This is a genomic window from Priestia sp. ABM2_011, assembly GCF_056158845.1.
Genome location: NZ_JBSWUB010000001.1, coordinates 2,360,643 through 2,386,035 on the forward strand (window position 1 = coordinate 2,360,643; position 25,393 = coordinate 2,386,035).

A 25,393-nucleotide genomic window follows, 5' to 3' on the forward strand; every position below is an offset into this window, starting at 1 on the left:
ATGCATATTGAGAAAATTACAAGTAGCGGTATTGTAGCGGTCATTCGAGGAGCAAGCGCTGAGCGAATTATTCCGCTTGCCTACGCGTTAAAAGAAGGCGGAGTAACAAATCTAGAAATCACAATGGAAAACCCTGCTGCCGTAGAGGTTATTAAAGAATTGAAAAATGAATTTGACGATTCAATGTTTATTGGAGCAGGAACTGTTCTAGACGAAGAAACAGCACGAATTGCCATTATGGCAGGAGCGTCATTTATTTTTTCCCCTACGGTGAACGAACGAACAATTAAAACGGCTAAAAGATACGGAGTCATTAGCGTTCCGGGCGCTTTTACACCTACTGAAATACTAACAGCGTATGAATGCGGCGCAGATATGATTAAAGTCTTCCCGGCAAGCGTAGTAGGCCCCGCTTATTTTAAAAATATAGCAGGACCGCTTCCTCATATTCCGTTAATGCCAACGGGCGGCGTTACGGCTGAGAATGCGGGAGCTTATATTAAAGCTGGAGCAGCTGCTATTGGAGCAGGAAGCACATTAGTAGATGGCAAGCAGCTTCCAACTCCTGAATACTTACTTCAAGTAACAAGGGAAGCGAAACGTTTTACTCATGAAATTCAAGAAGCTAGGCTTGCGTACGCTTAATAAATAAAGTCTTCTGCTAGCAAGAAGGCTTTTCCTTTTTCGTTTTTTTCGTTTACACTAGGAGTAGCATAATTTTAGGGATTGAATGAAAAGGACGGATCATGATGCAAAAAGTTACTATGCTGGACGTTGCAAAAGCAGCAAATGTCTCCAAAAGCACCGTATCACAATACATTAACAAGCGATACGAATATATGGGCGAAGAAACGCGAAAGAAAATTAAAGAAGCGATTGATACACTGGGCTATCAGCCCAACTATCTAGCACGAAGCTTAAAACAAAAGCGAACGTCGATGATTGGGATTATTGTCGCCAATATTATGCACAGATTTTCTACGGAAGTCATTCGTGCCATTGAAGACTATTGCCATTCGCAAGATATACATGCCATCATTTGCAACGCAGATGATGACCCTGATAAAGAAAAGAAATATATTAATATGTTAAAAGCAAAGCAAGTAGATGGCCTTATTTTATTTCCAACGGGTGCGAATACTTCTCTTTATGAGCAGATGATCAAAGAAGAATATCCGGTTGTTATTATGGACCGTAAAATTCATGATGTAAAAGGGAAAATTCCATCCGTAGTGGCAAACAATCAAGAAGCCACAAAACAGGCTATTTTGCATCTCCTCGAGCTTGGACATAAGCATATAGCGATCATTACAGAACCCTTAACTATTACACCCCGGATTGAACGTGTAGAAGGTTACAAAGAAGCGTTAACATCAGCCAATATGCCTGTAAATGAATCCATGATTATCAACTGCAAAAAAGCGGACATGCAAAAAGCGCTTGAGAACCTATTTTCAGCCGACAGTCCGCCGACAGCGCTGCTTGCTGGAAACGATTTAGTGTTCATTGAAGTGCAGAAATTTATTAAACAACACGGATTTAATATCCCAAATGATTTATCTTTAATTGTTTATGATAATATTCCTTACGCAGATGTAGCAACGCCTGCCGTTACGACGATTTCGCAGCCCGCTTTTGATATGGGAACAAAAGCAGCAGATTTACTTATTAAACAAATTTTGAAAGAAAAGATAGCTTATGAAGAGTACCAGTATGATTGTGAATTAATTATTCGAGAAACAACTTTATCCCATTAAGCTAAAAAGAGCGCCTATGGCGTGCTCTTTTTAGCTCATCAAAATATTGGTTTTTTTTACGCTGTTACTAAACCGATTTAGTAGAAAGTGAGGAGAAAAAATATGAAGATACAATTAGCATTAGATCGCGTCACAATTGAAGAAGCTATTATCCTTGCCAAGCTGGCAGAACCCTCTGTTGATTGGATTGAAGTAGGTACATCTCTTATAAAAGAGTATGGAGTTGAAAGTATTTATAAAATCAAACAGGCATTTCCGCACAAGACGATTGTAGCAGATATCAAAACGATTGATAACGCAGAGTATGAATTTACCATGTGCTATCAAGCAGGAGCAGATATAGCAACAGTCATGGGCGTATCACCTTTACCCACGATAGAGACTTGCGCAAATGTCAGCGAAAAATGGAATAAAAAAATGATGGTGGATTTATTAAACATGTCAAGCAGCTCTCAAAAACAAGTAGGTACTTATAGAAACGCTATTTTTTGCCATCATATCAGCAAAGACGAGCAAGAAAAAGAAGGGAAATCGCTGAGTCAAATAAATTTGCGGCAGTATTTTCATTCAGATGCCCAAATAGCAGTAGCAGGGGGAATTAATCCAACCTCAGCAGCATCATTACTTCAAATGAAAGCGGACGTCGCGATTATTGGATCAGCGATTACAAAAAGTGCGGATGTGGCAAAGGCATCTGCTGAATTTCAAGACTTATTTATGAGCAGGGGGAACGTATAATGACAAAAACACAAACGATTTTAGACGAAATTACGGCCGTAATGAATCACATAAAAGAACCGCAAATAGAAGAAGTAGCGTTTTCACTTTACCAAGCGAAACGAATTTTTGTTATAGGCGAAGGCCGCTCTGGGCTAATGGGCAAATCATTTGCGATGAGACTGATGCATTTAGGTGCGACAGTATATGTTGTAGGAGAGACCATTACTCCTTCGATTGCAGCAGGTGACGTGTTGGTGGCCGTATCGGGTTCAGGAAAAACACAGCAGGTGGTGAGTGTAGCGAAAAAAGCTAAAGAAGTAGGATGTTCAGTTATCGGCATTTCAGCTAGTACAGAATCACCATTAACTGCTCATACTGATGAGCTGCTGCACATTCCCGCTGCAACTAAATATCGAAGCGAAAATGAAGCAGCTTCCATTCAGCCGCTTGGTTCATTGTTTGATCAATGTGCTCACGTTGTATTTGATACCATTTGTTTAGAATACGGGAATTTGAATCACACCGATCATGAACAAGCGTTTAAGCAGCATAGCAATTTAGAGTAAGTGGAAAGAGGCTGAAACAAAAGTAGGTTATTTAAAAGAAAATCCGAACGATGAATCGAGATTCTTGATGAAGAATCACATTCGTTCGGATTTTTTCATTGGTATGGGTGAGCGTAGGTTTCATGTGTGTAGTTGCTTCTAGCTGTTGATTGAATCGATGTAGTTATGTCTCACTCTCTTTTGATACAGGCAAGTCTAAGTCTAAACGTTTACTTCGCTTTTGTTTATTGCGAATATATTCCTTCTCTTCAAAGTAAATGACAGCATTTTTATGTTGAAATTGCTATAATATACAAGCCGGTACATATACTAAGGCGACTGAAAATAAAGGAGTTTTGATTAATGACAAAAATAAAATTAATTTCACATAACGATTTAGACGGGGTAAGTCCAGCACTGTTGGGTCGGTTAGCGTTTGGCGACGACAACTTTGATTACAGCACGGTAAGCATTGGCCGCATCAATGACACAGTGACGCATTTTATTGAAGAAGAAAACGATGGAGACACAGCTTTATACATAACGGATATTAGCGTAAACGATGAAGTAGCGGAAAAATTAAATGAACTGGTAAAAAAAGGACAGAAAATCACTCTTATTGACCATCATATCTCTGCTCTTCCACTAGCTGAGAAATACGATTGGGTTCATGTTATTGCAGAAGACGAAAACGGTAAAAAGACAGCAGCTACATCTCTTTTCTACGACTACTTAGTGCGCAACAACATGCTTCAAAAAACGGAGTTGCTTGATGAATATGTAGAACTTGTGCGCTTATTTGATACGTGGGACTGGTTTCATGAAAATAATTTGAAAGCAAAGCGCCTCAATCACCTATATTATCTAATCCCGCATGAAGAATTTAAAGAGACCATTCTAGAAACGCTTCGTGAATCGTACCATACTGAAAATCAAGAATTTACGTTTACGGACAAACACGAAATTTTACTAGAAGCAGAAGAAAAAAAGATTGAAAAATATATTTACGACAAGCAAAAACAAATCATAAAAGAAAGTGTTGAAATTGCTAAAACAGCGTACAACGTAGGCATTGTATTTGCAGATACATATCAGTCTGAGCTAGGAAATGCACTGTGTCTAGAAAACGAAGATATCGACTTTTCCGTTATGGTGGACATGGGACGCCAAAAGATTGGCTTCCGTGCAGTAAAAGACGAAATCAACTTAGCCGAAATTGTTGGGCACCTTGGAGGAGGGGGTCATCCAAAAGCTTCTGGATGCAAGTTAACGGCTGAAACATTTGCTCTTTTCGTCACGGATCACTTGTTTAAAGACGAAGAAAAAAGTGAATAAAGCGTATAAGGAGGAGATGATATGTCATTTAAAGATTTAGTTGTTGTTGTTACGGGAGCTGCGAATGGAATAGGAAAAGATGTATCACGCGCATACGCAAAACAAGGAGCAAAAGTGGTATTGGCAGATGTGGACGAAACCGAAGGCGAGCGTCACGCAGAAGCTATTCAAAGACAAGGCGGAGAAGCCATTTTTGTAAAAACAGACGTCCGAAAAGAAAGCGACATTTTACATCTCGTTGAAAAAACGGTCAGTACGTATGGAACGATACATATTTTGATTAATAATGCAGGCGTTTCTCGCTGGAAATCACCGTATGAGCTAACCATTGATGAATGGGATGACATTATCAATACGAACCTGCGCAGCGTGTTTCTATGTTCTCGCGAAGCAGCTAAAGTGATGAGGAAAAACGAAAGCGGAGGCTCCATTGTAAACTTAGCTTCTACAAGAGCTTCAATGTCTGAACCAGATACAGAAGCCTATGCTGCTACAAAAGGAGGAATCGTTGCTTTAACTCATGCACTTGCCATTTCGCTTGGTGATGACAACATCACGGTAAATGCTATTTCTCCAGGATGGATTGAGACATCTGACTACGATGGCCTTCGTGAAATCGATCATACGCAGCATCCGTCTAATCGGGTAGGAACGCCAGCGGATATCTCAAGAGCGTGTATGTACTTAACAAACGTCGAAAATGATTTTGTAACAGGAGCTAACCTCGTAGTAGACGGGGGAATGACGCGAAAGATGATTTATGAACATTAAGTATCTATAAAAAAGGCTGAGATAAAAATATTTTAGACGAAGTGAAAAAATGAACCCTTGATCAAAATTTTTGATTAGCGGTTCGTTTTTTTATTACGGTGAACGTAGGTTTCACCTGTTTCGTTCCTTCTAGCAGTTGATTGAAGGGCACGACGAAGACTCCGGCGGAAAAAGCGGTTCAGCTCATATATCCCATTTGTTCATTTTAGATTGGATTCATTTCGTTATGTCTCAACCTCTTTTGATAATCAACAGAAGAAATAATAATTTTTCTGTTGACAGATAATAATAATCATTGTAAAGTAAGTTACATAAAGTAATTAAATTTCAATTAATATTTTTTTAGTTTAATATCTCGAATTAGAGATATAAGAATTCATTATATCTTGTTTATCTCCTTTTATCAGGGGGAAGGGTATAAACATGCAATTTAAGCTTAAAAAAACAAACAATTAGGAGTGTGGAAAATGGGTTTTTTAGATAAATTATTTGATAAATCAAGTGATCAACAACAGGTTGGAAAAGATTTTTATGAAGCAATTAAAAACCGACGTTCTATTTATGCAATTGATAAAAATGTAAAAATATCAGAAGAAAAAATTGAAGAAATTATTAATTTTTCGGTAAAACATACTCCTTCATCATTTAATTCTCAAAGCGCACGTGTAGTTGTTTTATTTGGTGAACAGCATGATAAAGTATGGGATATTACGAGAGAAACGCTTCGTAAAATTGTTCCAGCTGAAAATTTTTCAGATACGGATCAAAAAATGAACTTATTCGGAAGCGGCTATGGAACAGTTCTTTTCTTTGAAGATCAAGAAGTAATTGAAGGATTGCAAAAGCAGTTCGCATCTTATAGCGAAAACTTCCCGGTTTGGTCTAACCAATCATCAGGCATGCTGCAGCATGTGATCTGGACAGCACTTGAGCTAGAAGGCCTAGGAGCAACTTTACAACATTACAATCCATTGATTGACGATGAAGTAAAAGCAACTTGGAATATTCCAAGCTCATGGAAATTAATTGCTCAAATGCCATTTGGTAATCCTGTGTCACCTGCGGGAGAAAAAGAATTTCAACCGCTAACTGAACGTGTAAAAGTATTTAAATAAGCAAAAAAAGGCACGGACAAAATTATTTTATTTGAAGCAAGATCCGAACGATTCATCGTTCGGGTTTTTTTATTGGGATGGCAAGCGTAGGTTTTGCGTATGTAGCTGCTTCTAGCGGTTGATCTCGTTATGCCTCAGCCCTTTTGTTATGATAAATAGTTTGAATATTCTTTTATGTTTAATCTAAGAAAAATGCGGTTAAATAGGAGGAGTAGTCCTCAAATCTTCGGTGGAATTTATGCGCTATACATAAGCAATTCAATGATGTTTTGTAAAAAAATAAAGTTTTTAACTTGGTTTTTTAGAGAATATTTGTTAACATATCCACTTGTGAGGTCTTAGTAAGAGGAGGATGATGTAAAGAATCCCATATCGGACGCAAGGGCGTAGATATGTGGAGTGGGAATTTTAAAGGAGGATTTTATGTCTGATCAAGGAAATCAAGGAAAATTTAAAAAATCAATATCGTTACTTGACCTAACGTTAATTGGGATGGGAGCTATTTTTGGTTCCGCCTGGTTATTTGCGGTTAGTAACGTGGCGTCAAAGGCTGGTCCAGCCGGAAGTTTTTCGTGGCTGATTGGCGGAGTCATTATTTTACTTATCGGCTTAGTGTATGCTGAACTTGGAGCAGCGCTGCCGCGTACCGGTGGAATTATCCGTTATCCGGTTTATTCACATGGTCATTTAGTAGGTTACTTAATTTCATTCATTACCATTATTGCTTATACAAGTTTAATTGCCATTGAGGTAACAGCTGTACGTCAGTATGTTGCTGTATGGATTCCTGGTCTAACTAAACATGGTTCTGAATCGCCTACAACGATTGGATGGCTATTCCAGTTCGCGTTATTAACACTATTTTTCATTATTAACTACGTAAGTGTAAAAGCATTTGCTAAGTCAAATGTCATTATATCTGTGTTTAAATATGCGGTTCCTCTTACAATTATCGTCGTGTTAGCTTATCACTTCAAATCAGCTAACTTTACAACTGGCGATTTTGCTCCGTTTGGTTTTAATGGTATTCAAGCAGCCATTTCAACAGGTGGCGTTATGTTTGCTTACTTAGGACTTCACCCTATTGTTTCGGTAGCCAGTGAAGTTAAAAATCCGCAGCGTAATATTCCAATCGCGCTAATTATCTGTATTGTACTTTCAGCGATTATTTACACAGCACTGCAAGTATTGTTCATCGGTAACATCCCGGCTGATATGCTATCAGGAGGATGGGGAACAATTCAAGAGCAATTCTCTTTACCATTTAAAGATATTGCACTTATTTTAGGCCTTGGCTGGTTAGTAACGCTTGTTATTTTTGATGCTATTTTATCACCAGGCGGTAACGGAAACATCTTTATGAATACAACTTCTCGTCTAGTTTATGCTTGGTCTCGTAATGGAACACTATTTAAACGTTTCTCAAAAGTAGATAAGAAAACAGGAATTCCACGTGCGTCACTATGGCTATCATTTGGAATGTCCGTATTCTGGACACTGCCATTTCCTTCTTGGGAAGCGCTAGTAAACGTATGTTCAGTAGCACTTATTCTGTCTTATGCTATCGCACCAATTTCAGCTGCAGCATTCAGAGTAAATGCAAAAGATCTTAAAAAACCTTTCAAATTAAAAGGCATGAGCATTATTGCTCCTGTTTCATTTATCTTCTGTTCATACATCGTATACTGGTCAGGATGGACAACAATTTCTTGGCTGCTAGGATCACAGCTTCTAATGGTTGTTATCTACGTAGCGTTTAAGAAATACGTACCAACTGACGTTGTGAAATTTGCACAGCAGCTTAAATCTGCTTGGTGGCTAGTTGCTTATTATATTATTATGCTTGTTATCTCTTATCTAGGTTCATTTGGTGGAGGACAAGGTGTGTTAAGCAACCCACTTGACTTAATTTTAATTGCTCTTGTTTCACTCGGTATTTTCTACTGGGCGAAATACACAGGTTTACCAAAAGCAGTTATCGATACAGATGATTAATAAAAAACACGGCATGAATTCATGCCGTGTTTTTCGTTTGTATAGGCGTGTACTCTATTTATTTATCAAACAGCCATGTTTTTAATATAGCAGCATACTCACGAAAGTAGGCTTGAAGTTTAATTGAATTTGGTGTCTTTGCGCCTAAAGGATAAACATCAAAACCTTGGCGCTTTGCAATAATAGAAGCGCGAAACAGATGAAAATCACTGCTAACAAGCACGATTCGTTTATCTTGAATATCAACTTTCTTTTTGGTGAAAGTAAAATTCTCAAAAGTAGAAGTTGACTGACCCTCTTTTATAATTCGATTCTTTTTAATTCCTGCTTTTCGTAGAAAACGGTAGGCTGCCTCTGCTTCAGAAATTTCTTCATCAGATCCTTTTCCACCCGTTACGATAACTTTTGTTTGTTTATGAGTCTTTAAATAAGATAAAGCTGTTTTTGCTCGCTCTTTTAAACTAGGAGACATTTGATCACCATCTACTTTAGAACCTAAAACGAGGACATAATCTGCGTTTTGTGGAACAGACTTGTGAGCAGTTTGATACATACAAAAAGATATAATTACTATATAAAGAACAAGCGAACCAATAAAGGTATAAATCATTTTTTTCTTCAACTGTGAGCACCTTCCTAGCTATTTCATAAGATGTTTGGAAAATAATTGTTATTATAGCATACGAGACCCAAATAAGTATAAACACAGTAATATATAATAATAGAAGAAAATCGTTATTGTGAATGGCTATAAAATTCGTTACAATAAAGAATAAATGATTTTAAAAGTGCCTCTAAGGAGGATAATAGGGAAATCGGTGAGAATCCGGTGCAGCCCCCGCTACTGTAAATGTGGATGAACCTGCAAAGACCCACTAGTCAAACTAGGAAGGGTGCAGAAGTAAAATGAAGCATAAGCCAGGAGACCTGCTTTTAAAAACCCCTTATTTTTCGGTGGGAGAAATAAGTCAAGACAATGTGTTAATGAGCGCATGACCAAACCTTGACTTTTACAGTTAAGGTTTTTTTATGTGGTAGGGAGTGGATAAAGTGAAAAAAGGAAAACCTCTTATGATTCAAGGAACGCATTCAGACGCTGGAAAAAGCATGATTGCTACAGCATTTTGCCGTATTTTTAAAGAAGACGGCTATCAAACTGCACCGTTTAAATCGCAAAACATGGCGCTCAATTCATACATTACAATGGATGGAAAAGAAATTGGCAGAGCGCAGGGAATTCAAGCAGAAGCTGCTGGAGTAGAAGCAACAACTAATATGAACCCTATTTTAATTAAACCAACTCGTGATCATGAATCTCAAATTGTCGTTCATGGAAAGCCGCTTCGTAATATGTTTGCTTTTCAGTATCGGCAAGAATTTTTTAATGAAGGTTTGAACGTTATCACTGAGTCTTATAAAGAGCTTGCCAGTCATTATGATCGAATTGTGATTGAAGGTGCTGGAAGTCCTGCTGAAGTCAATTTGAACGATCGGGAACTGGTAAATATGCGCGTAGCAAAGATAGCCCAAGCGCCTGTTGTGTTAGTAGGAGATATTGATAAAGGAGGGGTTTTTGCGAGTCTGGTGGGTACTCTTCAATTGCTTCCAGATGAACATAAACCTAGAGTAATTGGAGTGTTAATCAATAAATTCCGAGGAGACTTAGAGCTTTTAAAACCGGGGTTGAAGTGGTTTGAAGAATACACGGGAGTTCCGGTACTAGGAGTGATTCCTTATATGCACGACGTGGAAATTGACGCTGAAGATTCGCTATCACTCAGAAATTACTCAACGCTTGTGAATCCGTTAAAAGAAATCGATATTGCGGTTATCTCGTATCCTCGCATCTCAAATTTTACGGACATTGATCCTCTAAGCTTAGAAGAAGACTGTCATGTGAGACTTGTAACCAAGCCATCACAACTAGGTACGCCTGATTTAATTGTTTTACCAGGAAGCAAAAATACGATTGAAGATGCGCAGTTTTTACAAGAAAGCGGCCTGGATCTAGCCATTAATCAAGTCTTGAACGCAACGAACGCTCACGTTATTGGCATCTGCGGGGGATATCAAATGTTAGGCGAGACAATTACGGACCCCGATGCAGTAGAGTCCCGGATTGAATCTATTAAAGGGCTGTGTTTGCTTCCAGTGGAAACCGTTATGACAACCAGCAAAAAAACAGAAAGAGTTTCTGGATATGTTCAGTTAGAGAGTGAGAAGGTTTCAATTGAAGGCTATGAAATTCATATGGGAAAGACGATTTCTAAAAGCATGACGGAAGCCTTTGCGGTGGTAGATGATCAAAAAGAAGGAACGGTTAAAGACAACATCATTGGCACGTATGTTCATGATGTGTTTCATAACGATGCTTTGCGCAGAGCTTTGCTTAATCAAATTCGTAAACATAAAAAATTGCCGCCTATTACGGATACATTCAACAGTCGCCTGCAAAAAGAGGAGTCTTTTTCAAAAGCAGCAGCATATGTGAGAGAAGCTGTAGATATGGAAAAGCTGTATCATTTAATAGACAACTATAAAAGCCCGGAGCAAGCACAAAAAGTGTAGCTTGTAGAGGTTTTCGCTTGTTTTTTCACCGAGAACTTTAGTACGCTATTCTACGTTGCCTAGTTCAACAGTCTAGCACTCGTAACAAATAAAAGATGATTGTTTCCAATACTATGTAGGATGGAAACATGGTTTATGGACAGGAAAATGAATGGTTAATGTAATGTAAAACATCACGCCTCGTTTCCTAGAGGAGCTGAAAGTATTGATTTTTAAACGTATTTTTTTAAACAAAGCATCTATTTTATACATAGTCAGTTTATTTATTGTATGTACTTCGGTGATTATGGGAGTATTTATTGGTACAGTTTCGTTAACCGTAGGAGATACAATCAAAATTATTATTGGCCACCTTACCGGACTATCCTTATATCATGGTCCGGAAAACATGGATTTAATCATTTGGCAAATTCGTTTTCCAAGAGTACTGGTGGCATTTTTAGTAGGAGCTTCGCTTTCAATAGCAGGGGCTGCCTTTCAAGGGCTATTAAGAAACTCTCTTGCGGATCCTTACACGATCGGAGTTTCCTCAGGTGCAACCCTTGGCTCTGTCATGGCAATTTATTTTCACTGGAGTATTTTTGGTTTGTCTATCTTCACGCTGCCTGTAGTCGGCATCGTATCTGGTTTTATTACTCTTCTTTTAGTTTTTGGTATTACGAAACTCGCAAGCGGCAATTTGGCCAATGAAACCATCATCTTAGCGGGGATTATTTTATCATCCTTTATGAGCGCGCTTATTTCATTAATTGTAGCTCTTTCTCCTGAAGAAGATGTAAGGCAGGTTTTATATTGGCTAATGGGAAGCGTATCAATGAGAGGATGGTCGCATATTCAAATTTTAGGGCCGTTCTTTTTAGTCGGTACGATTATGCTGCTGTTACATGTGAAAGAGCTGAACGGCTTAGCATTTGGCGATCAATCCGCTCAATTTATGGGGATAGACGTAAAGAAGAAAAAAAGAATGATTTTAATAGGTGCATCCGTATTAACCGGGGCTGCGGTATCAGTATCTGGGGCAATTGGATTTGTTGGCTTAGTTATTCCCCACGTAGTGCGTCTCGTAGCGGGAGCTAATCATAAGCATGTACTGCCGCTTTCTATTTTAATCGGAGGAAGTTATTTGGTTTTAGCCGATTTATTAGCAAGAACGATATTAGAACCTCGTGAACTGCCGATTGGAGTCGTAACCGCCTTAATTGGTTCGCCAATTTTTACGCTGCTGCTTGTAAAAGAACGTATGCGGAAAAGAGGAATATCATGATTGAACTATATAATGTGACGGGAGGATACGATAAACAGAAACCGACCGTTCGTGACATCACGTTCACCGTAGACAAAGGTTCTTTTGTTGCTTTACTAGGACCAAATGGAAGCGGAAAAACAACGCTTATTCGCTTAATTATGAATGTATTAACCACTCAATCAGGAGAAGTGAAGGTAGAAGGGAAGTCAGTGAAGGCTTATTCACCAAAACAACTGGCGCAAAAAGTTGCAGTCATGACGCAAGAAAATCAAATTGGATTAGAATTTACGGTTCAAGAAATTGTTTCACTGGGACGTTATCCTTATCAGGCAAAAGGTTTGTTTAGCACTGTATCAGCACAGGATGAAGAAGTGGTAGAAAGCGTGATGAAATTAACAAACGTCTGGCACTATCGAAATCATACCTTTCAATCGCTGAGCGGTGGAGAAAAACAGCGGGTTTTACTTGCTAAAGCACTGGCGCAAGAACCTGACTACTTACTTCTTGATGAACCAACGAATCACTTAGATGTAAAACATACGATGGAACTGCTTCAGCTGTTAAAAACGTTACAGCAGGAAATGAGCTTGACGGTTCTGGCCATTTTGCATGATCTCAACATTGCCTCGCTGTTTGCAGATAATGCCGTATTATTGAAAGATGGAAGAGTAGAAGAAACGGGGATGGATGCCATTTTTCAGGATGCAGCTACGTTAAAAAGAGTATATGGCGTTGATTTGCATGTATTTCACCATCCCGCTGTGAACAAGCGGCAAATTGCTTTTGTGCCGCCGTATCAATATCCAGAGACGGACTTCCATGAGTTGTATCAGTTGCAAAAGGAACCGGGCAAGCTATGTTTATCCTTTGCTCGTCCTTTGAGAACTGTTTCACTGGGTTCCAATGAAACAGGTCTAGACTGGTGTCAAGAAATTGTTCAACAGCAAAGCAGTTCTAACACGGCGTGGAAATCTGCGTCTTTATCTAGTCATGAAGTTCGCTTAAAAGACGATAAAGGTTACTCGTGGCTGACTGTACTGACACATGGACAAAAAGAGAATGAAATGAATATTGTTCTACTAACAAATACACCGCTTTCGGACGCGAACTTACTTCATGCTGCGATGAAGGTAATTGAATACCGGGCTTTCTTAGGAAAAACAGGCCGTATTGTTGTAGCATCATCTCATCATAAAGAAGAAAATCAAGAAGAAATTTCAGCGTTCTTAATGGAACGCCTACAGAAAGAATTACAACTATTTATGGAAACAAAAATGACCGACAATTGCTTTAAATAAGCAGTAGCGGTCATTTTTTATTCTTCGGAGTGATCAGGCTTTTCTGTTTCACCTCCTGAACTCATCGTTGTCTCAGTTGTATGTTCATCAATCTTTTTTTCTTTTAGCTTAACAGAAAATAAGTCTTTGACTTCTTCATCCACTTGATCGGAGTCAGCGCTGTAAGTTGTACCAATGTTTAAGTGGCCGGTCAAATCTTTAATGCCTAGCTGGCCAAAATTATTACTAAGGTCAATTTTGTCTAACAATACTTTTTCCACCATAATTTTTTCAACAACAATGGACTGCTTTGGCTGAGTTACTTCATCAATCTTTTTGTCAAGAGTTTTCACCATCTCATATAAAGCTGTATTGGACGATTCTTCCTTTAACGCAGAGAGCTGATTCTGAATGTCTTCGAAATTAGGAGCTGACTGCATAGCCGAAAGTAAATGAGCTGTTTGCTCGTGCAGTTGAGACAATGATTGAATAAGATGAGCTGATTCATGTAATTGCTGATGAAGCTCTTCTATTTTAGGAATCGCGTCGGTTAAACGCGTCACTTGATCAATAATTCCCTGCAGGTTCAGCGCTGAATCTGACGAATGAACAGGTTTTGTGAATTCAACTTCATCAGATGTCTTAGGCTCCGTTTGGCTCGGCAACTTCTTTGGCTGCTGAGGGGGTTTCTTTAGATTAGACTGTTTTTTAGTTTTCATCTTTTCGGGTAATTCTTTCCGCTTTTGATTAGAGCTTTGGTCTATGGGACTTACTTTTTTTTTGGTTGGAAGGGAAGACGGATTTATTTTGCGGACTGTTTCAATTTTAGGCGATTGTTTAAACCACTTAGAAAACATGAAATTCCCTGCCTTTCATGCTACGTATAGTTCTGCACAATAAATTACAAATCAAATTTCACGTGCAATAGACCATCTTTAAATGATGCGTGACACGGCGCTTCCCCTACAGCAGGTGGAAGGATGATTGATCGTTGAAACGTTCCTTCACGTCTTTCTTTGTGAAGAACATTTGCATCCTTCATCGTTAAAAGAGATGAACCGGATATGTGTAAAGTATTTTCATGCATGGTCAATTCGACGTCCGTTCGTTTAGCACCGGGTATTTCAATCACAACTAACAGTTGATTTGCCCATTCGTATACATCAATTAAAGGATAATCTCGATACTCATTTACAATTTGAGGAGAAGCATCTGCTTCCGTATCATTCTTTTCTTCAGGATCATCATCAAAAATCTTTTCCCAAAATTTTGTATGGTTTTCTTCTTGTAACGTTTCTGCCCACTTTTTAAACTTTCCATGATTCATATTTGTCACCTTCTTTAAAAAAATAAAACAAGGCCTTTTGCCGCTTTCTATTTTATATGTATGCATGAAAACAGAAAAAAACGTCCACTTTAATCTAAATCGTGGACGTCTATTTGAGACATAGGAATATTAACATGTTTAGGCATCCGGATTTCCAACACCCCGGAACGATATACGGCGCGTGTACCTTTTTTGCGAACCGAACAAGGAAGCTGAATTTCTTCTTTGAAGGATTCTTCTCCATCTATTCCTTCAATCGTACACACGTATGGAGTATGATAGACTTTAATGCTTGATACAATATCGCGGTTAGGAATTTTTAACTGAACAATGCATTCGTCTAATGTATTAATGACGTTTGAATCAAATCTTCTTAGCTGTTGTCCATGACCTTCATTTCCCACATCCTGCTGTTCTTTCATCATGTCTTGGGCTTGCTTAAAGAATTCATTTCCTTGCATAAAATCCGGAAAAGAATGGGACATCGTAGAAGAAATCATTTGCTGAATATATTTATTCATGTCTTTAGATGCCATTCCTTTTGGGATATTTTCCATCATTCCTTTAAACGGAGACTTTCCAAATGGAAACATATTTACACACCTCCTTGTAATGTGCCAAGTAAAACGACAAAATCGTTAAATCTAAATTTGATTTCCAATTGGAGCTGAAGGGTTTGCAATTTGATCTTGATCACTTACGTCAGGATCTAACACGCCCGTATTCATTTGAGAGCAAGTAGGAGAGAAGTTACCTAAAGAGAAATTTGCGCCGTTAAACTTTGAGTTCGCCGTGTGACTGTTTTGAATGGTGGAACCGAAATCGATATTTGCATTTTGCGTGACACCGTTTGTTACGATATTAAAAACGTTAATTTGAAGAGGCATAAAGAGACTCCTTACTGTTTTTATTCATTCTACTCCAACGGCCTATTGCGTTCAGAGAGAATGTATTCACCGTTTGTCGTCATGCTATTGACAAGCATTGCCCTATATCACTGCTGATAACCATTGACATGATCAACGTTTGCAATATCTGTTTGGTCATTTGTATCAGGATCGATATAAATGTTTCGCATTTTCGAGGAAGCAGGTGAGACATCGCCATAAGAAGAGTTCGTACCAGTGGATTTTGAATGAGCCGTGTGACTGTTATGGAGTGCTTCGCCAATGTTGACAGAACCGTTGCTTGAGATACTGTTGATCTTTAAATTATAAATGTTAATAACACTTGGCATAGGCTCTCACCCTTTTCTATGGTTGATTAATGTATCCTATGATGATAAGTGCCTAAACGTTCACAATTCCTCATAACTAAAATCGCCTTTTCCGATTGAAGGAAAAAGCGATTGAGAGAGGATTACTTAATGATATGATGGGCTTATGAAATGGGTGCAATACGACAATTCTTTTTTTCTAAAATGTAAGAGATGCTTTGTTGGACAGTGGAAAATGTTCGCCAATTAAACTGAGAATCTACAAGCGACAGAGCCATTTTTGAAGAAAGACCAACAATAAGGCAAGTGGTACCAATCAAACGCAAAGCATCGTGGAGCGTGTTAATATAATAACCGTGTTCTTCATCTAATGAATGAAGGGAAGATAAATCAATAAGCAAATAGCGCGCCTGTTCTTTTACAACTGCCTCCAATACCGTTTCAGTTAGCTTCTTTCCACGTTCTATATCCATCTTACCGGTAATGGGCACAGCTAAAACCTCGTCCCATATCTTTAATAAAGGAGTGGACAAATCCTCGATTAACCGTTCTTTTTCAAGCTCTGCTTCGGCTTGATCTGTAAAGTCTAATAGCATAAGCAAGTAGCCATAACGCTCGCCGTCTTTTGTATCAATGGGGTGAATCACAGCTTCTGCTACGTATTGACTGCCAATCGTTATACGCGTTCTGTAGGTTGTATGAAGAGAGGTGAGTAAATTTTCCGCTTCTTCAGAATTGGAATGAAAGAAGTCCATATGCTTTCCAATTAACTCTTCGATATGAGATAACTGGTAGATTGGGAGTACTGGCTGAAGTGTTTCAATTGCTCTTGCATTCATCCACTGCACACGATAGTCTTGATCTGCAATGATCATGGTTTCTTGAATATTTTCTAAAATCAAATGTCCATTAAGCTTTTGTGGAAGTCGTCCAATTCCATTCATTCTCCATCTCTCCTTATGCGTGTAGTAAGTTTATGTACATCTACTTTATATTTTACAGTGAAAAGAATGAAGAAGGCTATAAAAAATTTATTAACGTATGTAGGGATCATGGTATGTAAAAAAACGTAGGAGTAAGCACTCGCTTCAATCAAAAAACTCCCCTGGGTAAAGGGGAGTTCACTTTATTCATATGATTTAATAAAATCAACGTTATATTTTTCAACGCTTGATAAGTAGGAGTCTCTAAATGATGAATCAGGCGTATACCATGACTTTTCATAAAAATAGGCTTGAAGATCTTTCGATTTAAATACATACCCATGCCGCGCATAGATTTCATTTCGAGCTAGCCTTCGTTCACTCGAGCTCAAACTGCTAATATCACCATAACTTAATTTGTAAGAATCCGAACCCGGAAGAATATAAGAGCTTGAAGTAGCATAAGAGCGCGGCCCAGGCACGATTACTTCTCGTTCTTTTATGACGGTTTTTTCCTTTTCAACGGGCGGCGTTTGTATATTTAATATAATACTTTCTTCATTTTGAATGGTGTAAGGACTGCTTTTGAACGTGGTGCCGCCTTTTTGCACTTCTGCATGAACAGTGACGCTTCCATCCGTGGCAACAGGCCCTATTTGTGATGAGCTATTCACCTGAAGCCCCGTGCTTTTTCCGTTTACGAATAAAATAGCGTCATCTCTATTCGATGAGATTGTAACATAAGCCCCTTTAAATACAACAGATATATTTTTTTCTTTTTGACGGTAAAAATTTACAGTGGTTTGGTCTGTAAGCTTTCCGTAAGAGCTTTCATAAGAAGCTGTAAGCGGGTAATTTCCAATCATAAAAGGCCCTATTTTTTGCGTTTGATTTTTGGATATGGATTGTTTTGTATCATTGACTGTAACTGTTGCATCCTCTGGCGTGGTGAGGGAGATATAATATGATGACGGCACAACCACGTACTGTTTTTTGAAGAGTGGTGAATGTTTCTGTTCTTTTATTGTAAAGTAGATACTCGATTTATTTTTCAAATCATTTTCAACGTCTCGTAAAATAGAACCATCGGAAGTTGCATCCAACAGAGCTTGAATAGATGTGTCATTAATAACTATAGTAGACTGCGAAGAGTCTAATAACTCTCTTAACACAGCTGTATCTTTCGATTCCAATGCCTCAATAAAGCGGTCAGCCGTTTTTTCTTCTGAACCAGAGAAAAAGAAATAAAATACAAAAGTTAAAAGAAGTATAAGCACAATACCCCCGCCAATATACCAGCTCTTTTTATGCTTAGCTGCAGCTGGCGACACGGTGAAAGAAAAGCCGCAGTTATTGCAAAATAATTGATCTGTGCTTGCACTGGCACCGCATTTTGGACATTGATTCATTCACACCATTCCCTTCTTTTTGTTCCATTAAATGTATGGAACGTATAGGTAAAACAGACCATTAAATTGGAAAAAGAATAGATTTAACGAGAAAGATAAACACACCAAACATGCACAGAAAAGATGAGGTATGCTATGATAAGAACTATATATTAATCCGATAGGGACACTCTGTCATATAAAAAGGAGATGAAGCAAATGAGTGTTTCATTTGTAAATAAAAATCAAAAGTCTACGTACGAAAAACTGCTACCTCTAGTCGAAAAATTTAAGAAACGAGCTTTTAAAATAGATGAAGAAGGTACGTTTCCGTTTGAAAATATTCAAGAGTTAAAAGAAGCTGGCTATACACGTCTTTCTCTAGAAAGCAACTATGGAGGAGATGAATTACGCCTTTATGATTTTTTATTATTTCAAGAATTAATTGCTCAAGGGGACGCTTCTACGGCTCTTAGTATTGGATGGCATATGGGGATTACAATGGACTTGCGTGAAAAACAGCCTTGGAGTCAGCAAATGCTCGATTTTATTTTTAAAGAAATAGAAAAAGGTGCACTTATTAATACCGCCGCTACTGAACCGAAGACAGGAAGTCCTACTCGAGGAGGCAAACCGGAAACGCTAGCTGTAAAAACAAAAAAAGGCTGGCGAATCAATGGCCGAAAAACATTCACCACGATGTCTCCAGTGTTAAATTACTTCTTAGTAAAAGCAAGCATTGAAGGTGAAGAAGAGATCGGCTTATTTTTAATTCCTCGTGAAACAAGCGGACTTTCAATAGAAGAAACATGGGATATGATTGCAATGCGCGGGACAGGAAGTCACGATCTTGTGCTAGAAAATGTCGATATTGAGCAAGACTTTCTTGTTGAACGCCTAGGTGGCTTTAAAAAGAATGAGCCAAGCGGCTGGTTGCTTCATATACCAGCTTGCTACATGGGTACAGCCATCGCAGCAAGAGATTATGCTGTCGCATTTGCTACAGAATATTCGCCTAATAGTATTGAAGGAACGATTAGCGAGTTGCCAAATGTGCAGCGTTTAGTCGGAGAGATGGAACTTGAACTCATGCAGGCGCGTCACTTTATGTACAGCGTGGCAAATAAATGGGATGAAACAAGCGACCGAGCAGCATTAGCGGGAGAATTAGCAGCTGTCAAACACGTAGTGACCAATAGTGCCTGTACGGTTGTTGACAAAGCCATGCGCATAGTAGGAGCGCGTAGCTTGCAGCGCAGTAATCCGCTGCAGCGCTATTATAGAGACGTGCGTGCTGGGCTCCACAACCCTCCAATGGATGATATGACGGTTGTTAATTTAGCGAAGCAGGCGTTTGCTAGATAAAACTTAATAACATGTTAAATGATGAAAAACTGCTTATTATAGGCTATTCTATAGTAAGCAGTTTTTTCGTTACAAAAGGAGGAATTGAAGATGAAGTCCGTAAGAGAAATTCAGCTGACACCTCATAATATCGCGTGGGAAAAGGAATTTTCAAAAGAAGCTGCCACCTTAACAACTATAATGTCAGCTCAAGTTTTAGAGGTTCATCATATCGGAAGCACTGCTGTTCCCGGCTTAAGCGCAAAACCGATTATTGATTTACTTATTGAAGTAAAAGATATAAAAAAAGTAGATACATATAATCAGAAGATGGAACAGCTTGGTTACGAAGCGAGAGGTGAAAACGGCATAAAAGGAAGACGATACTTCCAAAAAGGCGGAAATGAAAGAACCCATCATGTTCATATTTATGAAAAAGGCCATCCAGAAATTAATCGGCATATATGGTTTCGAGATTATCTGCGTGCTAACCTTGATGCAGCGAAAGAATACGAAGCGTTGAAAACAGAACTAGCGCATCGCTATCGCTTTGAACCGGAAAAATATGTGGAAAATAAAACGAATTTTATTCATAAAATAGATGGGCTAGCTTTAAAATGGAGAAAGGGAAGCAGCAATAAGAATAGGAAAGATGATCTTAGATAAAAAGGAGGAACGAGCTTGACTCCAGTTCTAAATCGACAGACAAATACAGGTAAAAAGAAAAAAACAATATGGATCAGCCTGATATCCTTTGTTATTCTTTGTTTTGTACTTTGTACGGCCATTTCTCTTTATGTAGGCATAAGCCTGACAAAACTAGATAAAAATCCTGCTGTGAAAAATCCTAGTGATTACGGCATGCACTATAGCAATCAAGTATTTTTGAGCAAAGACGGAATAACCCATTTAAAAGGATGGATGATTGAACCAACGGAACAGCCAAAAGCGACCGTTATTATGTCACATGGATACGGAAATAACCGTGAAGCACAAGGAGCTGGCTTTCTGCCGCTGAGTAAAGAATTTGTAAAAGCGGGATATCGAGTAGTCATGTTTGACTTTAGAGATTCAGGAGACTCAGAAGGAAATCAAACGACGATTGGTGTAAAAGAACAGCTCGATTTATTAGGCGTTATTCAGAAAATGAAAGAAACAACAAAAGAGCCAATTGTGCTCTACGGCATTTCAATGGGAGCAGCCACTTCTTTATTAGCAGCCTCTCAAGATGACGACGTAAAAGCAGTGGTAGCCGATAGTCCTTTTAGTGATTTAACCTCTTATTTAAAAGAAAATCTATCTGTATGGTCTCATTTACCAAATTTTCCATTTACACCGCTAACCATTGCTATTCTTCCTGTTATTGCAGATGTAAATCCTGCTGAAGCTAGTCCTATTAAAGCAGTCGAGCATATTTACCCTCGACCAATTTTATTTATACACAGCACAGGAGATACAAAAATCCCTTACACTGAAAGTGAAAAAATGGCTAAAACACACCCGGATGCTTTTTCCTTCTGGAAAACTGATAAAGCAGAACACGTTCAAAATTATCATGTATACAAAAAAGAATATGTAAAGCGCGTATTATCTTTTATTGAGCAATCGCTGTAAAAAAAGTGGATGGGACAAAAATATTTTAGACGAAATGAAAAACGAACCATTAATCAAGACTTTTGATTAGTGGTTCGTTTTTTTATTAGGACAAACGTAGGTTTCATTTCGTTATGTCTCAACCTCTTTTAGCCGTTGGTTTTACCTTGTTCTATAAGCTCAGCATGTAAATTACGAAGAATGTAGGTTTTATAACTTTCTAGCTTTCTTCCATCGATTTTAGATATATTGGCCGCTTTTAACTGCTGAACAAACCAGCCCTTTGAATAGATATGAGCCATTGTTAATCACTCCTTCAAAAAAATCCACTCTAAATAATTAACTATATTCATAAAAAGAACTAAAAAGAAGTGAACGAAGCAAATGAATTGACGTTCATTTTTTACAGCGTTATACTGCTCTACAGCTACATAAAAGGAGGAAATGAACAATGAGCAAACAGTATATAAACGTAAATGGCGTTAATTTGCACTACATAAGCAAGGGACAAGGAGAGCTTATGCTATTTCTTCATGGGTTTCCTGACTTTTCGCATATTTGGCGACACCAGATAGATGAATTTTCTAGTGATTTTCACACAGTTGCTCTGGACTTAAGAGGATATAACTTATCTGAAAAGCCAAGCGGACTAAAATCATACGAGATTGATGTATTAGTAGAAGATATTCGCCAAGTGATTGAAGGCCTAGGATATAGCTCCTGCACGCTAGTTGTACACGACTGGGGAGCAGGAATCGGATGGACATTCGCTTATCGCTACCCGGAATATGTACAAAAATTAATTGCTTTTAACGGTCCGCACCCTTATACATTTATGCGTGAGCTTAGAACAAATAAAAATCAGCAAAAAGCAAGCGAGTATATGAAATGGTTTCAAAAACAAGAAGCACAGGACTATATGGAACGAGACAACTTCTCAGGTTTGCGTAAGCTTGTGATCGACCCAGGTGTAAAAAAAGGATACCTAACAGCTGATGATGTTCAAGCATACATGAACTCTTGGGAAAATGGCTCTGTGCTGTCCATGCTAAGTTATTACCGCAATTTAAAGATTTTCACGGAAGAAGACCTTCGAAGAAAATCTTTGTTTCCGTTAGAAGAAGAAGTGTTAAACATCCCGGTACAAATTATTTGGGGAAATCAAGATCCTACTTTTATGCCTGAAAACTTAGATGGTATTGAAGAATATGTGCCAAACATATCTGTTCACCGATTAGCTGAAGCATCTCATGCCCCTCAGCATGAAAAGCCTCAAGAAGTAAACAACGTGATGTGGAATTTTTTAAATAAGTAAAGAGAAAAAGAAAGGTTTCCTTTAGAAACCTTTCTTTTTCTTTTGAATTTAAAATAATTTTAAAAAAAGTGATCCAACAGAATAAGGTGATCGTTAGGTAAGTAGAAAAGGAAGTACTTCTTGAAAAAAGCGGTTAAAAACTTTTTCAAAAAAAGTGATCTAGCTGAACAAAGCGTTCGTTAGATAAGTAGAAAGGGAAGGAATTCTTGACGAAAATGACATCTTAAAAAAGTTTTAAAAAAGTGATCCAAGGTCATTCGCCAATCGTTTAGTAGATAGAAAGAGAATACTTCCTAAAAAGAGTCATTAAATACGGGAGAACATGAAGGTAAAATATAAAGAATATTCAAAATGTTCAATCTGTTTAATGATTTAAGATGTAGTAAGAATGAAAAAAGTAGCGTACATCAACTAAAAATGAGGAGAGTGGAAAATGATGAAATTAAGCAAAAAGTTAATGATCCCTGTACTAGGAGCTTCACTATTGATGCCCACAATTGCAAACGCAGAGGAAGCACAACCAACGGCAGTAACAAAAGCTGCAGATTTACGAGCGAACTTAGACTACTTATTATCTGAACACTTTACGCTTGCCGTTGCCGCTATGACAACAGCCTATGACGGTTCTAAAGACGCTGACGCTGCGTTTAAAGCATTGGACCAAAATGCCGTTGACATGGAGCCTGCTATTGCGTCTGTCTATGGTGATAAAGGAGCAGCTGAATTTGAAAGAATTTTCAGAGAACATAATAGTTACACAGATGATTTTGTAAAAGCAACAAAAGAAAATGACAAAGAAGCCATGGCTGAAGTAGATAAAGAAGTAAATCAATTCGTAAATGAATTTGCTAAGTTCTTAAGTACTGCTACGGAAGGCAAACTACCTGAAGATGCAGCAAAAGAAGCGCTTCGCGTACATGAAGACCAAGTAAAAGAAACATTTGAAGATTATGTAGCAGGTGACTACGAAGCGGCCGCTAAAACATACCGCGAAGGATATCAGCAAATGTTTGCCATTAGTAAAGCGTTATCAAATGCAATCGTAACGCAAATGCCCGATAAATTCGATAATACCAAAGTAGATACACCAGCAGCAGATTTACGTTCTTCATTAAACAGCTTAGCAGCAGAACATTTTGCTTTAGCAACAATGGGAATGGAAAAAGGGTTCAACGGTTCAAAAGATTACGACTATGTTAGCTGGTTAGAAAATGCTAACACAGCAGATTTTAAAGCTGCAATCGGTTCAGTATATGGCGATGAAGGGGCTGCACAATTCGAAAAAATTTGGCAAGGAGATCACATCAATGCCCAAGCTGAACTAGTAAGTGCACAAGTAAAAGGCGATGAAGCAGGAGAAAAAGCTGCTAAAGACAAGCTCCATAAATTCGCGCAAGAATTTGGTACATTCTTAGGAACAGCAACAGATGGAAACCTTCCAACTGCAGACGCACAGGCAGCTATAAAAGCACATGAAGATACGGTTATTAAAACATTTGAGCAATATGCATCCGGCGACTACGCTGGAAGTTATGATACGTACCGTGAAGGGTATAAATTAATGTTTGGTGTCGGCCAAGCTTTAGGTGAAGCGATTGTAAAACAAAATCCCGATAAGTTTGCTGAGACAGCTATGCCAACAGATATGCCGAAAACAGGTATGGGCGGGGCATCTGAATCAACGATGAACCCACTAACAGCGATTTATATTGCACTAGGTTCGTTAGCTGTATTAACAGCTGGAGTTATTTTACGCAAGAAACCAGTAAGCAAATAATATTTTTTCTCCTTTTCCTTATGAATTACAAGTCAAGAGTCCTAAAAAAAGAAGAGAGGTTGTTCTCTCTTCTTTTTTATAAACAGCTGTGAAACGAGGTGACGATGTGAAAAAAGCGATTGTTCTCGCCTACTGTATATTAAGTTTAGTCCTGCTTGTTAGCGGCGGACTATATTTTAAAGAACAAATGGTAGAAGCAAAAGAAATGAAGCAACAGAATGCAGCTAAGCAAAAAGAAAAAGAATCACAATCAAAGGATTTAAAAAGCCGGGTAACGCTTGAAGAGGAATTTGCTGTATTAAAACAGCATAAAACAGAAGCCAAACAGTTAAACAAAGAATTCAAAGGAATCATTCCTGCAAAAGTGTCCATTCCAGCTATTCATGTGGAGGCTTCAATTGAACAAGTAGGGTTATTAGACAGCGGTGAAATGGCAGCGCCATCTACAGAAAATGGAGTTGCTTGGTTTGAACCAGGAGCTAAACCTGGCGTAAAAGGAAATGCTGTACTAGCAGGACACGTAGACAGTAAAACCGGTCCTGCCGTCTTTTACAATCTAAAAAACTTAAAAAAAGACGATGAAATTACCGTAAGAGATGCACAGGGGACCACGCTTACCTTTGTTGTTAAACGTACAAAAAGCTATCCGCGAGATAAGGCACCTTTAAACGAAATTTTTGGGTACAGCAACAAACGTAATTTAAATCTAATTACGTGTACAGGCACGTTTGACCGTGCAGAAGGAACCCATCAAGAGAGGTTAGTTGTATATACAGAACTAAAAGCTGACCAAGCAAAAGAATTGGAGCGTGAAGCAACTGCACCACAACCTCCTACACATGTAAAGATGAGCGGTAATTTGCTTACGTGGTACGCGGTACGAGAAGGCAATATTATCGGTTACCGAATTTATAAAAAGAACCCAGGCGGAACATTTGTCCATATTGGCAGCGTTTCGGAATTTGAGCGAAAAAGCTTTGCCGACTCCGACGCATCTCAGTCTCGTTATTATGTAACAGCTGTTAACGAGTCAGGAAAAGAGTCTGCCCCATCTAGTATAGCGAAATAACAAAAAGCTCTCTTCAAACGGAGAGCTTTTTGTTATTTTTGATTGTCGATTCAAAAGATCTCTTCTGGCTTTCTATTTATCTAAATGCTATTAGTTTTAATAGATAAATAAA

Annotated in this window: 26 protein-coding genes and 1 riboswitch; of the genes, 17 read left to right on the forward strand and 9 right to left on the reverse strand. The window is 38.4% G+C overall.

From position 1 onward, the window contains the following. The 8 genes from ACXAE4_RS12820 to ACXAE4_RS12855 all read left to right on the forward strand — a co-directional run bounded on the left by ACXAE4_RS12820 (position 1) and on the right by ACXAE4_RS12855 (position 8,238). Positions 1-645 (forward strand): bifunctional 4-hydroxy-2-oxoglutarate aldolase/2-dehydro-3-deoxy-phosphogluconate aldolase, encoded by a 645-nt coding sequence (locus ACXAE4_RS12820; protein ID WP_014459503.1) that lies wholly within the window; start codon positions 1-3, stop codon positions 643-645. A gap of 101 nt (positions 646-746) precedes the next feature. After that, positions 747-1,757 (forward strand): LacI family DNA-binding transcriptional regulator, encoded by a 1,011-nt coding sequence (locus tag ACXAE4_RS12825; protein ID WP_098113316.1) that lies wholly within the window; start codon positions 747-749, stop codon positions 1,755-1,757. Between the two features lie 102 nt (positions 1,758-1,859). After that, the gene (gene hxlA, locus ACXAE4_RS12830) at positions 1,860-2,495 is read left to right on the forward strand and encodes a 3-hexulose-6-phosphate synthase (RefSeq protein ID WP_289577965.1); all 636 of its coding nucleotides are present in this window, start codon (positions 1,860-1,862) and stop codon (positions 2,493-2,495) included. Continuing rightward, complete coding sequence (hxlB, locus tag ACXAE4_RS12835) at positions 2,495-3,043, forward strand: 6-phospho-3-hexuloisomerase (RefSeq protein ID WP_028412834.1); 549 nt, start codon at positions 2,495-2,497, stop codon at positions 3,041-3,043. Before hxlA ends, hxlB begins: the two co-directional genes overlap by 1 nt. A gap of 342 nt (positions 3,044-3,385) precedes the next feature. Continuing rightward, entirely contained in the window at positions 3,386-4,357 is a 972-nt protein-coding gene (locus ACXAE4_RS12840) for a DHH family phosphoesterase (RefSeq protein ID WP_098113318.1), read from the forward strand. 21 nt (positions 4,358-4,378) lie between these two features. Then, positions 4,379-5,128: an SDR family oxidoreductase gene (locus ACXAE4_RS12845; protein WP_028412836.1), complete on the forward strand. Its 750-nt coding sequence runs from the start codon at positions 4,379-4,381 to the stop codon at positions 5,126-5,128. A gap of 467 nt (positions 5,129-5,595) precedes the next feature. After that, positions 5,596-6,243, forward strand: a complete 648-nt coding sequence (locus ACXAE4_RS12850; RefSeq protein ID WP_099000308.1) for a nitroreductase family protein — start codon at positions 5,596-5,598, stop codon at positions 6,241-6,243. A gap of 423 nt (positions 6,244-6,666) precedes the next feature. Beyond that, positions 6,667-8,238, forward strand: a complete 1,572-nt coding sequence (locus ACXAE4_RS12855; protein WP_014459507.1) for an APC family permease — start codon at positions 6,667-6,669, stop codon at positions 8,236-8,238. A gap of 58 nt (positions 8,239-8,296) precedes the next feature. Here ACXAE4_RS12855 and ACXAE4_RS12860 read toward each other — a convergent pair whose 3' ends face one another. Further along, positions 8,297-8,860 (reverse strand): YdcF family protein, encoded by a 564-nt coding sequence (locus ACXAE4_RS12860; RefSeq protein WP_099000307.1) that lies wholly within the window; start codon positions 8,858-8,860, stop codon positions 8,297-8,299. 147 nt (positions 8,861-9,007) lie between these two features. After that, positions 9,008-9,187, forward strand: a riboswitch (cobalamin riboswitch). 92 nt (positions 9,188-9,279) lie between these two features. Here ACXAE4_RS12860 and ACXAE4_RS12865 point away from each other — a divergent pair. The 3 genes from ACXAE4_RS12865 to ACXAE4_RS12875 all read left to right on the forward strand — a co-directional run bounded on the left by ACXAE4_RS12865 (position 9,280) and on the right by ACXAE4_RS12875 (position 13,350). Next, positions 9,280-10,806, forward strand: coding sequence for a cobyric acid synthase (locus ACXAE4_RS12865; RefSeq protein ID WP_098113847.1), 1,527 nt, complete (start codon positions 9,280-9,282; stop codon positions 10,804-10,806). A 205-nt stretch (positions 10,807-11,011) separates the two neighbouring features. Further along, the gene (locus ACXAE4_RS12870) at positions 11,012-12,070 is read left to right on the forward strand and encodes a FecCD family ABC transporter permease (RefSeq protein WP_028412841.1); all 1,059 of its coding nucleotides are present in this window, start codon (positions 11,012-11,014) and stop codon (positions 12,068-12,070) included. Beyond that, complete coding sequence (locus ACXAE4_RS12875) at positions 12,067-13,350, forward strand: ABC transporter ATP-binding protein (protein WP_099000306.1); 1,284 nt, start codon at positions 12,067-12,069, stop codon at positions 13,348-13,350. The genes ACXAE4_RS12870 and ACXAE4_RS12875 overlap by 4 nt, the downstream gene beginning before the upstream one ends. Positions 13,351-13,367: 17 nt before the next feature. Here the strand turns inward: ACXAE4_RS12875 and ACXAE4_RS12880 are convergent, their stop codons facing one another. The 7 genes from ACXAE4_RS12880 to ACXAE4_RS12910 all read right to left on the reverse strand — a co-directional run bounded on the left by ACXAE4_RS12880 (position 13,368) and on the right by ACXAE4_RS12910 (position 18,204). Further along, complete coding sequence (locus ACXAE4_RS12880; protein ID WP_028412843.1) at positions 13,368-14,186, reverse strand: hypothetical protein; 819 nt, start codon at positions 14,184-14,186, stop codon at positions 13,368-13,370. Positions 14,187-14,230: 44 nt separating this feature from the next. Then, entirely contained in the window at positions 14,231-14,656 is a 426-nt protein-coding gene (locus ACXAE4_RS12885; protein WP_028412844.1) for an Hsp20/alpha crystallin family protein, read from the reverse strand. An 89-nt stretch (positions 14,657-14,745) separates the two neighbouring features. Next, entirely contained in the window at positions 14,746-15,249 is a 504-nt protein-coding gene (locus ACXAE4_RS12890) for an Hsp20/alpha crystallin family protein (RefSeq protein WP_028412845.1), read from the reverse strand. Between the two features lie 51 nt (positions 15,250-15,300). After that, positions 15,301-15,543, reverse strand: coding sequence for a spore germination protein (locus ACXAE4_RS12895; protein ID WP_013057626.1), 243 nt, complete (start codon positions 15,541-15,543; stop codon positions 15,301-15,303). A 107-nt stretch (positions 15,544-15,650) separates the two neighbouring features. After that, positions 15,651-15,893, reverse strand: coding sequence for a spore germination protein (locus tag ACXAE4_RS12900; protein WP_013057625.1), 243 nt, complete (start codon positions 15,891-15,893; stop codon positions 15,651-15,653). Between the two features lie 143 nt (positions 15,894-16,036). Further along, entirely contained in the window at positions 16,037-16,816 is a 780-nt protein-coding gene (locus ACXAE4_RS12905) for an STAS domain-containing protein (RefSeq protein WP_028412846.1), read from the reverse strand. Between the two features lie 182 nt (positions 16,817-16,998). Beyond that, positions 16,999-18,204: a TcaA 3rd/4th domain-containing protein gene (locus ACXAE4_RS12910; RefSeq protein WP_475236153.1), complete on the reverse strand. Its 1,206-nt coding sequence runs from the start codon at positions 18,202-18,204 to the stop codon at positions 16,999-17,001. A gap of 198 nt (positions 18,205-18,402) precedes the next feature. Between ACXAE4_RS12910 and ACXAE4_RS12915 the strand changes: the two genes are divergently transcribed. From ACXAE4_RS12915 to ACXAE4_RS12925, 3 genes are all read left to right on the forward strand, one after another. Continuing rightward, positions 18,403-19,548, forward strand: a complete 1,146-nt coding sequence (locus ACXAE4_RS12915) for an acyl-CoA dehydrogenase family protein (RefSeq protein ID WP_033579423.1) — start codon at positions 18,403-18,405, stop codon at positions 19,546-19,548. 90 nt (positions 19,549-19,638) lie between these two features. Continuing rightward, positions 19,639-20,193: a GrpB family protein gene (locus tag ACXAE4_RS12920; RefSeq protein WP_099000305.1), complete on the forward strand. Its 555-nt coding sequence runs from the start codon at positions 19,639-19,641 to the stop codon at positions 20,191-20,193. Between the two features lie 15 nt (positions 20,194-20,208). Further along, on the forward strand, positions 20,209-21,141 hold the full coding sequence (locus ACXAE4_RS12925; protein WP_099000304.1) for an alpha/beta hydrolase: 933 nt from the start codon (positions 20,209-20,211) through the stop codon (positions 21,139-21,141). 128 nt (positions 21,142-21,269) lie between these two features. Here the strand turns inward: ACXAE4_RS12925 and ACXAE4_RS12930 are convergent, their stop codons facing one another. Next, positions 21,270-21,422, reverse strand: coding sequence for a YflJ family protein (locus ACXAE4_RS12930; protein WP_081732856.1), 153 nt, complete (start codon positions 21,420-21,422; stop codon positions 21,270-21,272). Positions 21,423-21,571: 149 nt separating this feature from the next. Here ACXAE4_RS12930 and ACXAE4_RS12935 point away from each other — a divergent pair, with 149 nt between their 5' ends. The 3 genes from ACXAE4_RS12935 to ACXAE4_RS12945 all read left to right on the forward strand — a co-directional run bounded on the left by ACXAE4_RS12935 (position 21,572) and on the right by ACXAE4_RS12945 (position 25,281). Continuing rightward, positions 21,572-22,435, forward strand: coding sequence for an alpha/beta fold hydrolase (locus tag ACXAE4_RS12935; RefSeq protein WP_099000303.1), 864 nt, complete (start codon positions 21,572-21,574; stop codon positions 22,433-22,435). Positions 22,436-22,868: 433 nt separating this feature from the next. Further along, on the forward strand, positions 22,869-24,212 hold the full coding sequence (locus tag ACXAE4_RS12940; RefSeq protein WP_099000302.1) for a copper amine oxidase: 1,344 nt from the start codon (positions 22,869-22,871) through the stop codon (positions 24,210-24,212). Between the two features lie 106 nt (positions 24,213-24,318). Next, entirely contained in the window at positions 24,319-25,281 is a 963-nt protein-coding gene (locus ACXAE4_RS12945; RefSeq protein WP_099000301.1) for a class F sortase, read from the forward strand. Positions 25,282-25,393: the final 112 nt, after the last annotated feature.

Coding starts and splice junctions, on each gene's coding strand:
- ACXAE4_RS12820 (WP_014459503.1), top strand. CDS start 1: ATGCATATTGAGAAAATTACAAGTAGCGGTATTGTAGCGGTCATTCGA.
- ACXAE4_RS12825 (WP_098113316.1), top strand. CDS start 747: ATGATGCAAAAAGTTACTATGCTGGACGTTGCAAAAGCAGCAAATGTC.
- hxlA (WP_289577965.1), top strand. CDS start 1,860: ATGAAGATACAATTAGCATTAGATCGCGTCACAATTGAAGAAGCTATT.
- hxlB (WP_028412834.1), top strand. CDS start 2,495: ATGACAAAAACACAAACGATTTTAGACGAAATTACGGCCGTAATGAAT.
- ACXAE4_RS12840 (WP_098113318.1), top strand. CDS start 3,386: ATGACAAAAATAAAATTAATTTCACATAACGATTTAGACGGGGTAAGT.
- ACXAE4_RS12845 (WP_028412836.1), top strand. CDS start 4,379: ATGTCATTTAAAGATTTAGTTGTTGTTGTTACGGGAGCTGCGAATGGA.
- ACXAE4_RS12850 (WP_099000308.1), top strand. CDS start 5,596: ATGGGTTTTTTAGATAAATTATTTGATAAATCAAGTGATCAACAACAG.
- ACXAE4_RS12855 (WP_014459507.1), top strand. CDS start 6,667: ATGTCTGATCAAGGAAATCAAGGAAAATTTAAAAAATCAATATCGTTA.
- ACXAE4_RS12875 (WP_099000306.1), top strand. CDS start 12,067: ATGATTGAACTATATAATGTGACGGGAGGATACGATAAACAGAAACCG.
- ACXAE4_RS12880 (WP_028412843.1), bottom strand. CDS start 14,186: ATGTTTTCTAAGTGGTTTAAACAATCGCCTAAAATTGAAACAGTCCGC.
- ACXAE4_RS12885 (WP_028412844.1), bottom strand. CDS start 14,656: ATGAATCATGGAAAGTTTAAAAAGTGGGCAGAAACGTTACAAGAAGAA.
- ACXAE4_RS12890 (WP_028412845.1), bottom strand. CDS start 15,249: ATGTTTCCATTTGGAAAGTCTCCGTTTAAAGGAATGATGGAAAATATC.
- ACXAE4_RS12895 (WP_013057626.1), bottom strand. CDS start 15,543: ATGCCTCTTCAAATTAACGTTTTTAATATCGTAACAAACGGTGTCACG.
- ACXAE4_RS12900 (WP_013057625.1), bottom strand. CDS start 15,893: ATGCCAAGTGTTATTAACATTTATAATTTAAAGATCAACAGTATCTCA.
- ACXAE4_RS12905 (WP_028412846.1), bottom strand. CDS start 16,816: ATGAATGGAATTGGACGACTTCCACAAAAGCTTAATGGACATTTGATT.
- ACXAE4_RS12910 (WP_475236153.1), bottom strand. CDS start 18,204: ATGAATCAATGTCCAAAATGCGGTGCCAGTGCAAGCACAGATCAATTA.
- ACXAE4_RS12915 (WP_033579423.1), top strand. CDS start 18,403: ATGAGTGTTTCATTTGTAAATAAAAATCAAAAGTCTACGTACGAAAAA.
- ACXAE4_RS12920 (WP_099000305.1), top strand. CDS start 19,639: ATGAAGTCCGTAAGAGAAATTCAGCTGACACCTCATAATATCGCGTGG.
- ACXAE4_RS12930 (WP_081732856.1), bottom strand. CDS start 21,422: ATGGCTCATATCTATTCAAAGGGCTGGTTTGTTCAGCAGTTAAAAGCG.
- ACXAE4_RS12935 (WP_099000303.1), top strand. CDS start 21,572: ATGAGCAAACAGTATATAAACGTAAATGGCGTTAATTTGCACTACATA.
- ACXAE4_RS12940 (WP_099000302.1), top strand. CDS start 22,869: ATGATGAAATTAAGCAAAAAGTTAATGATCCCTGTACTAGGAGCTTCA.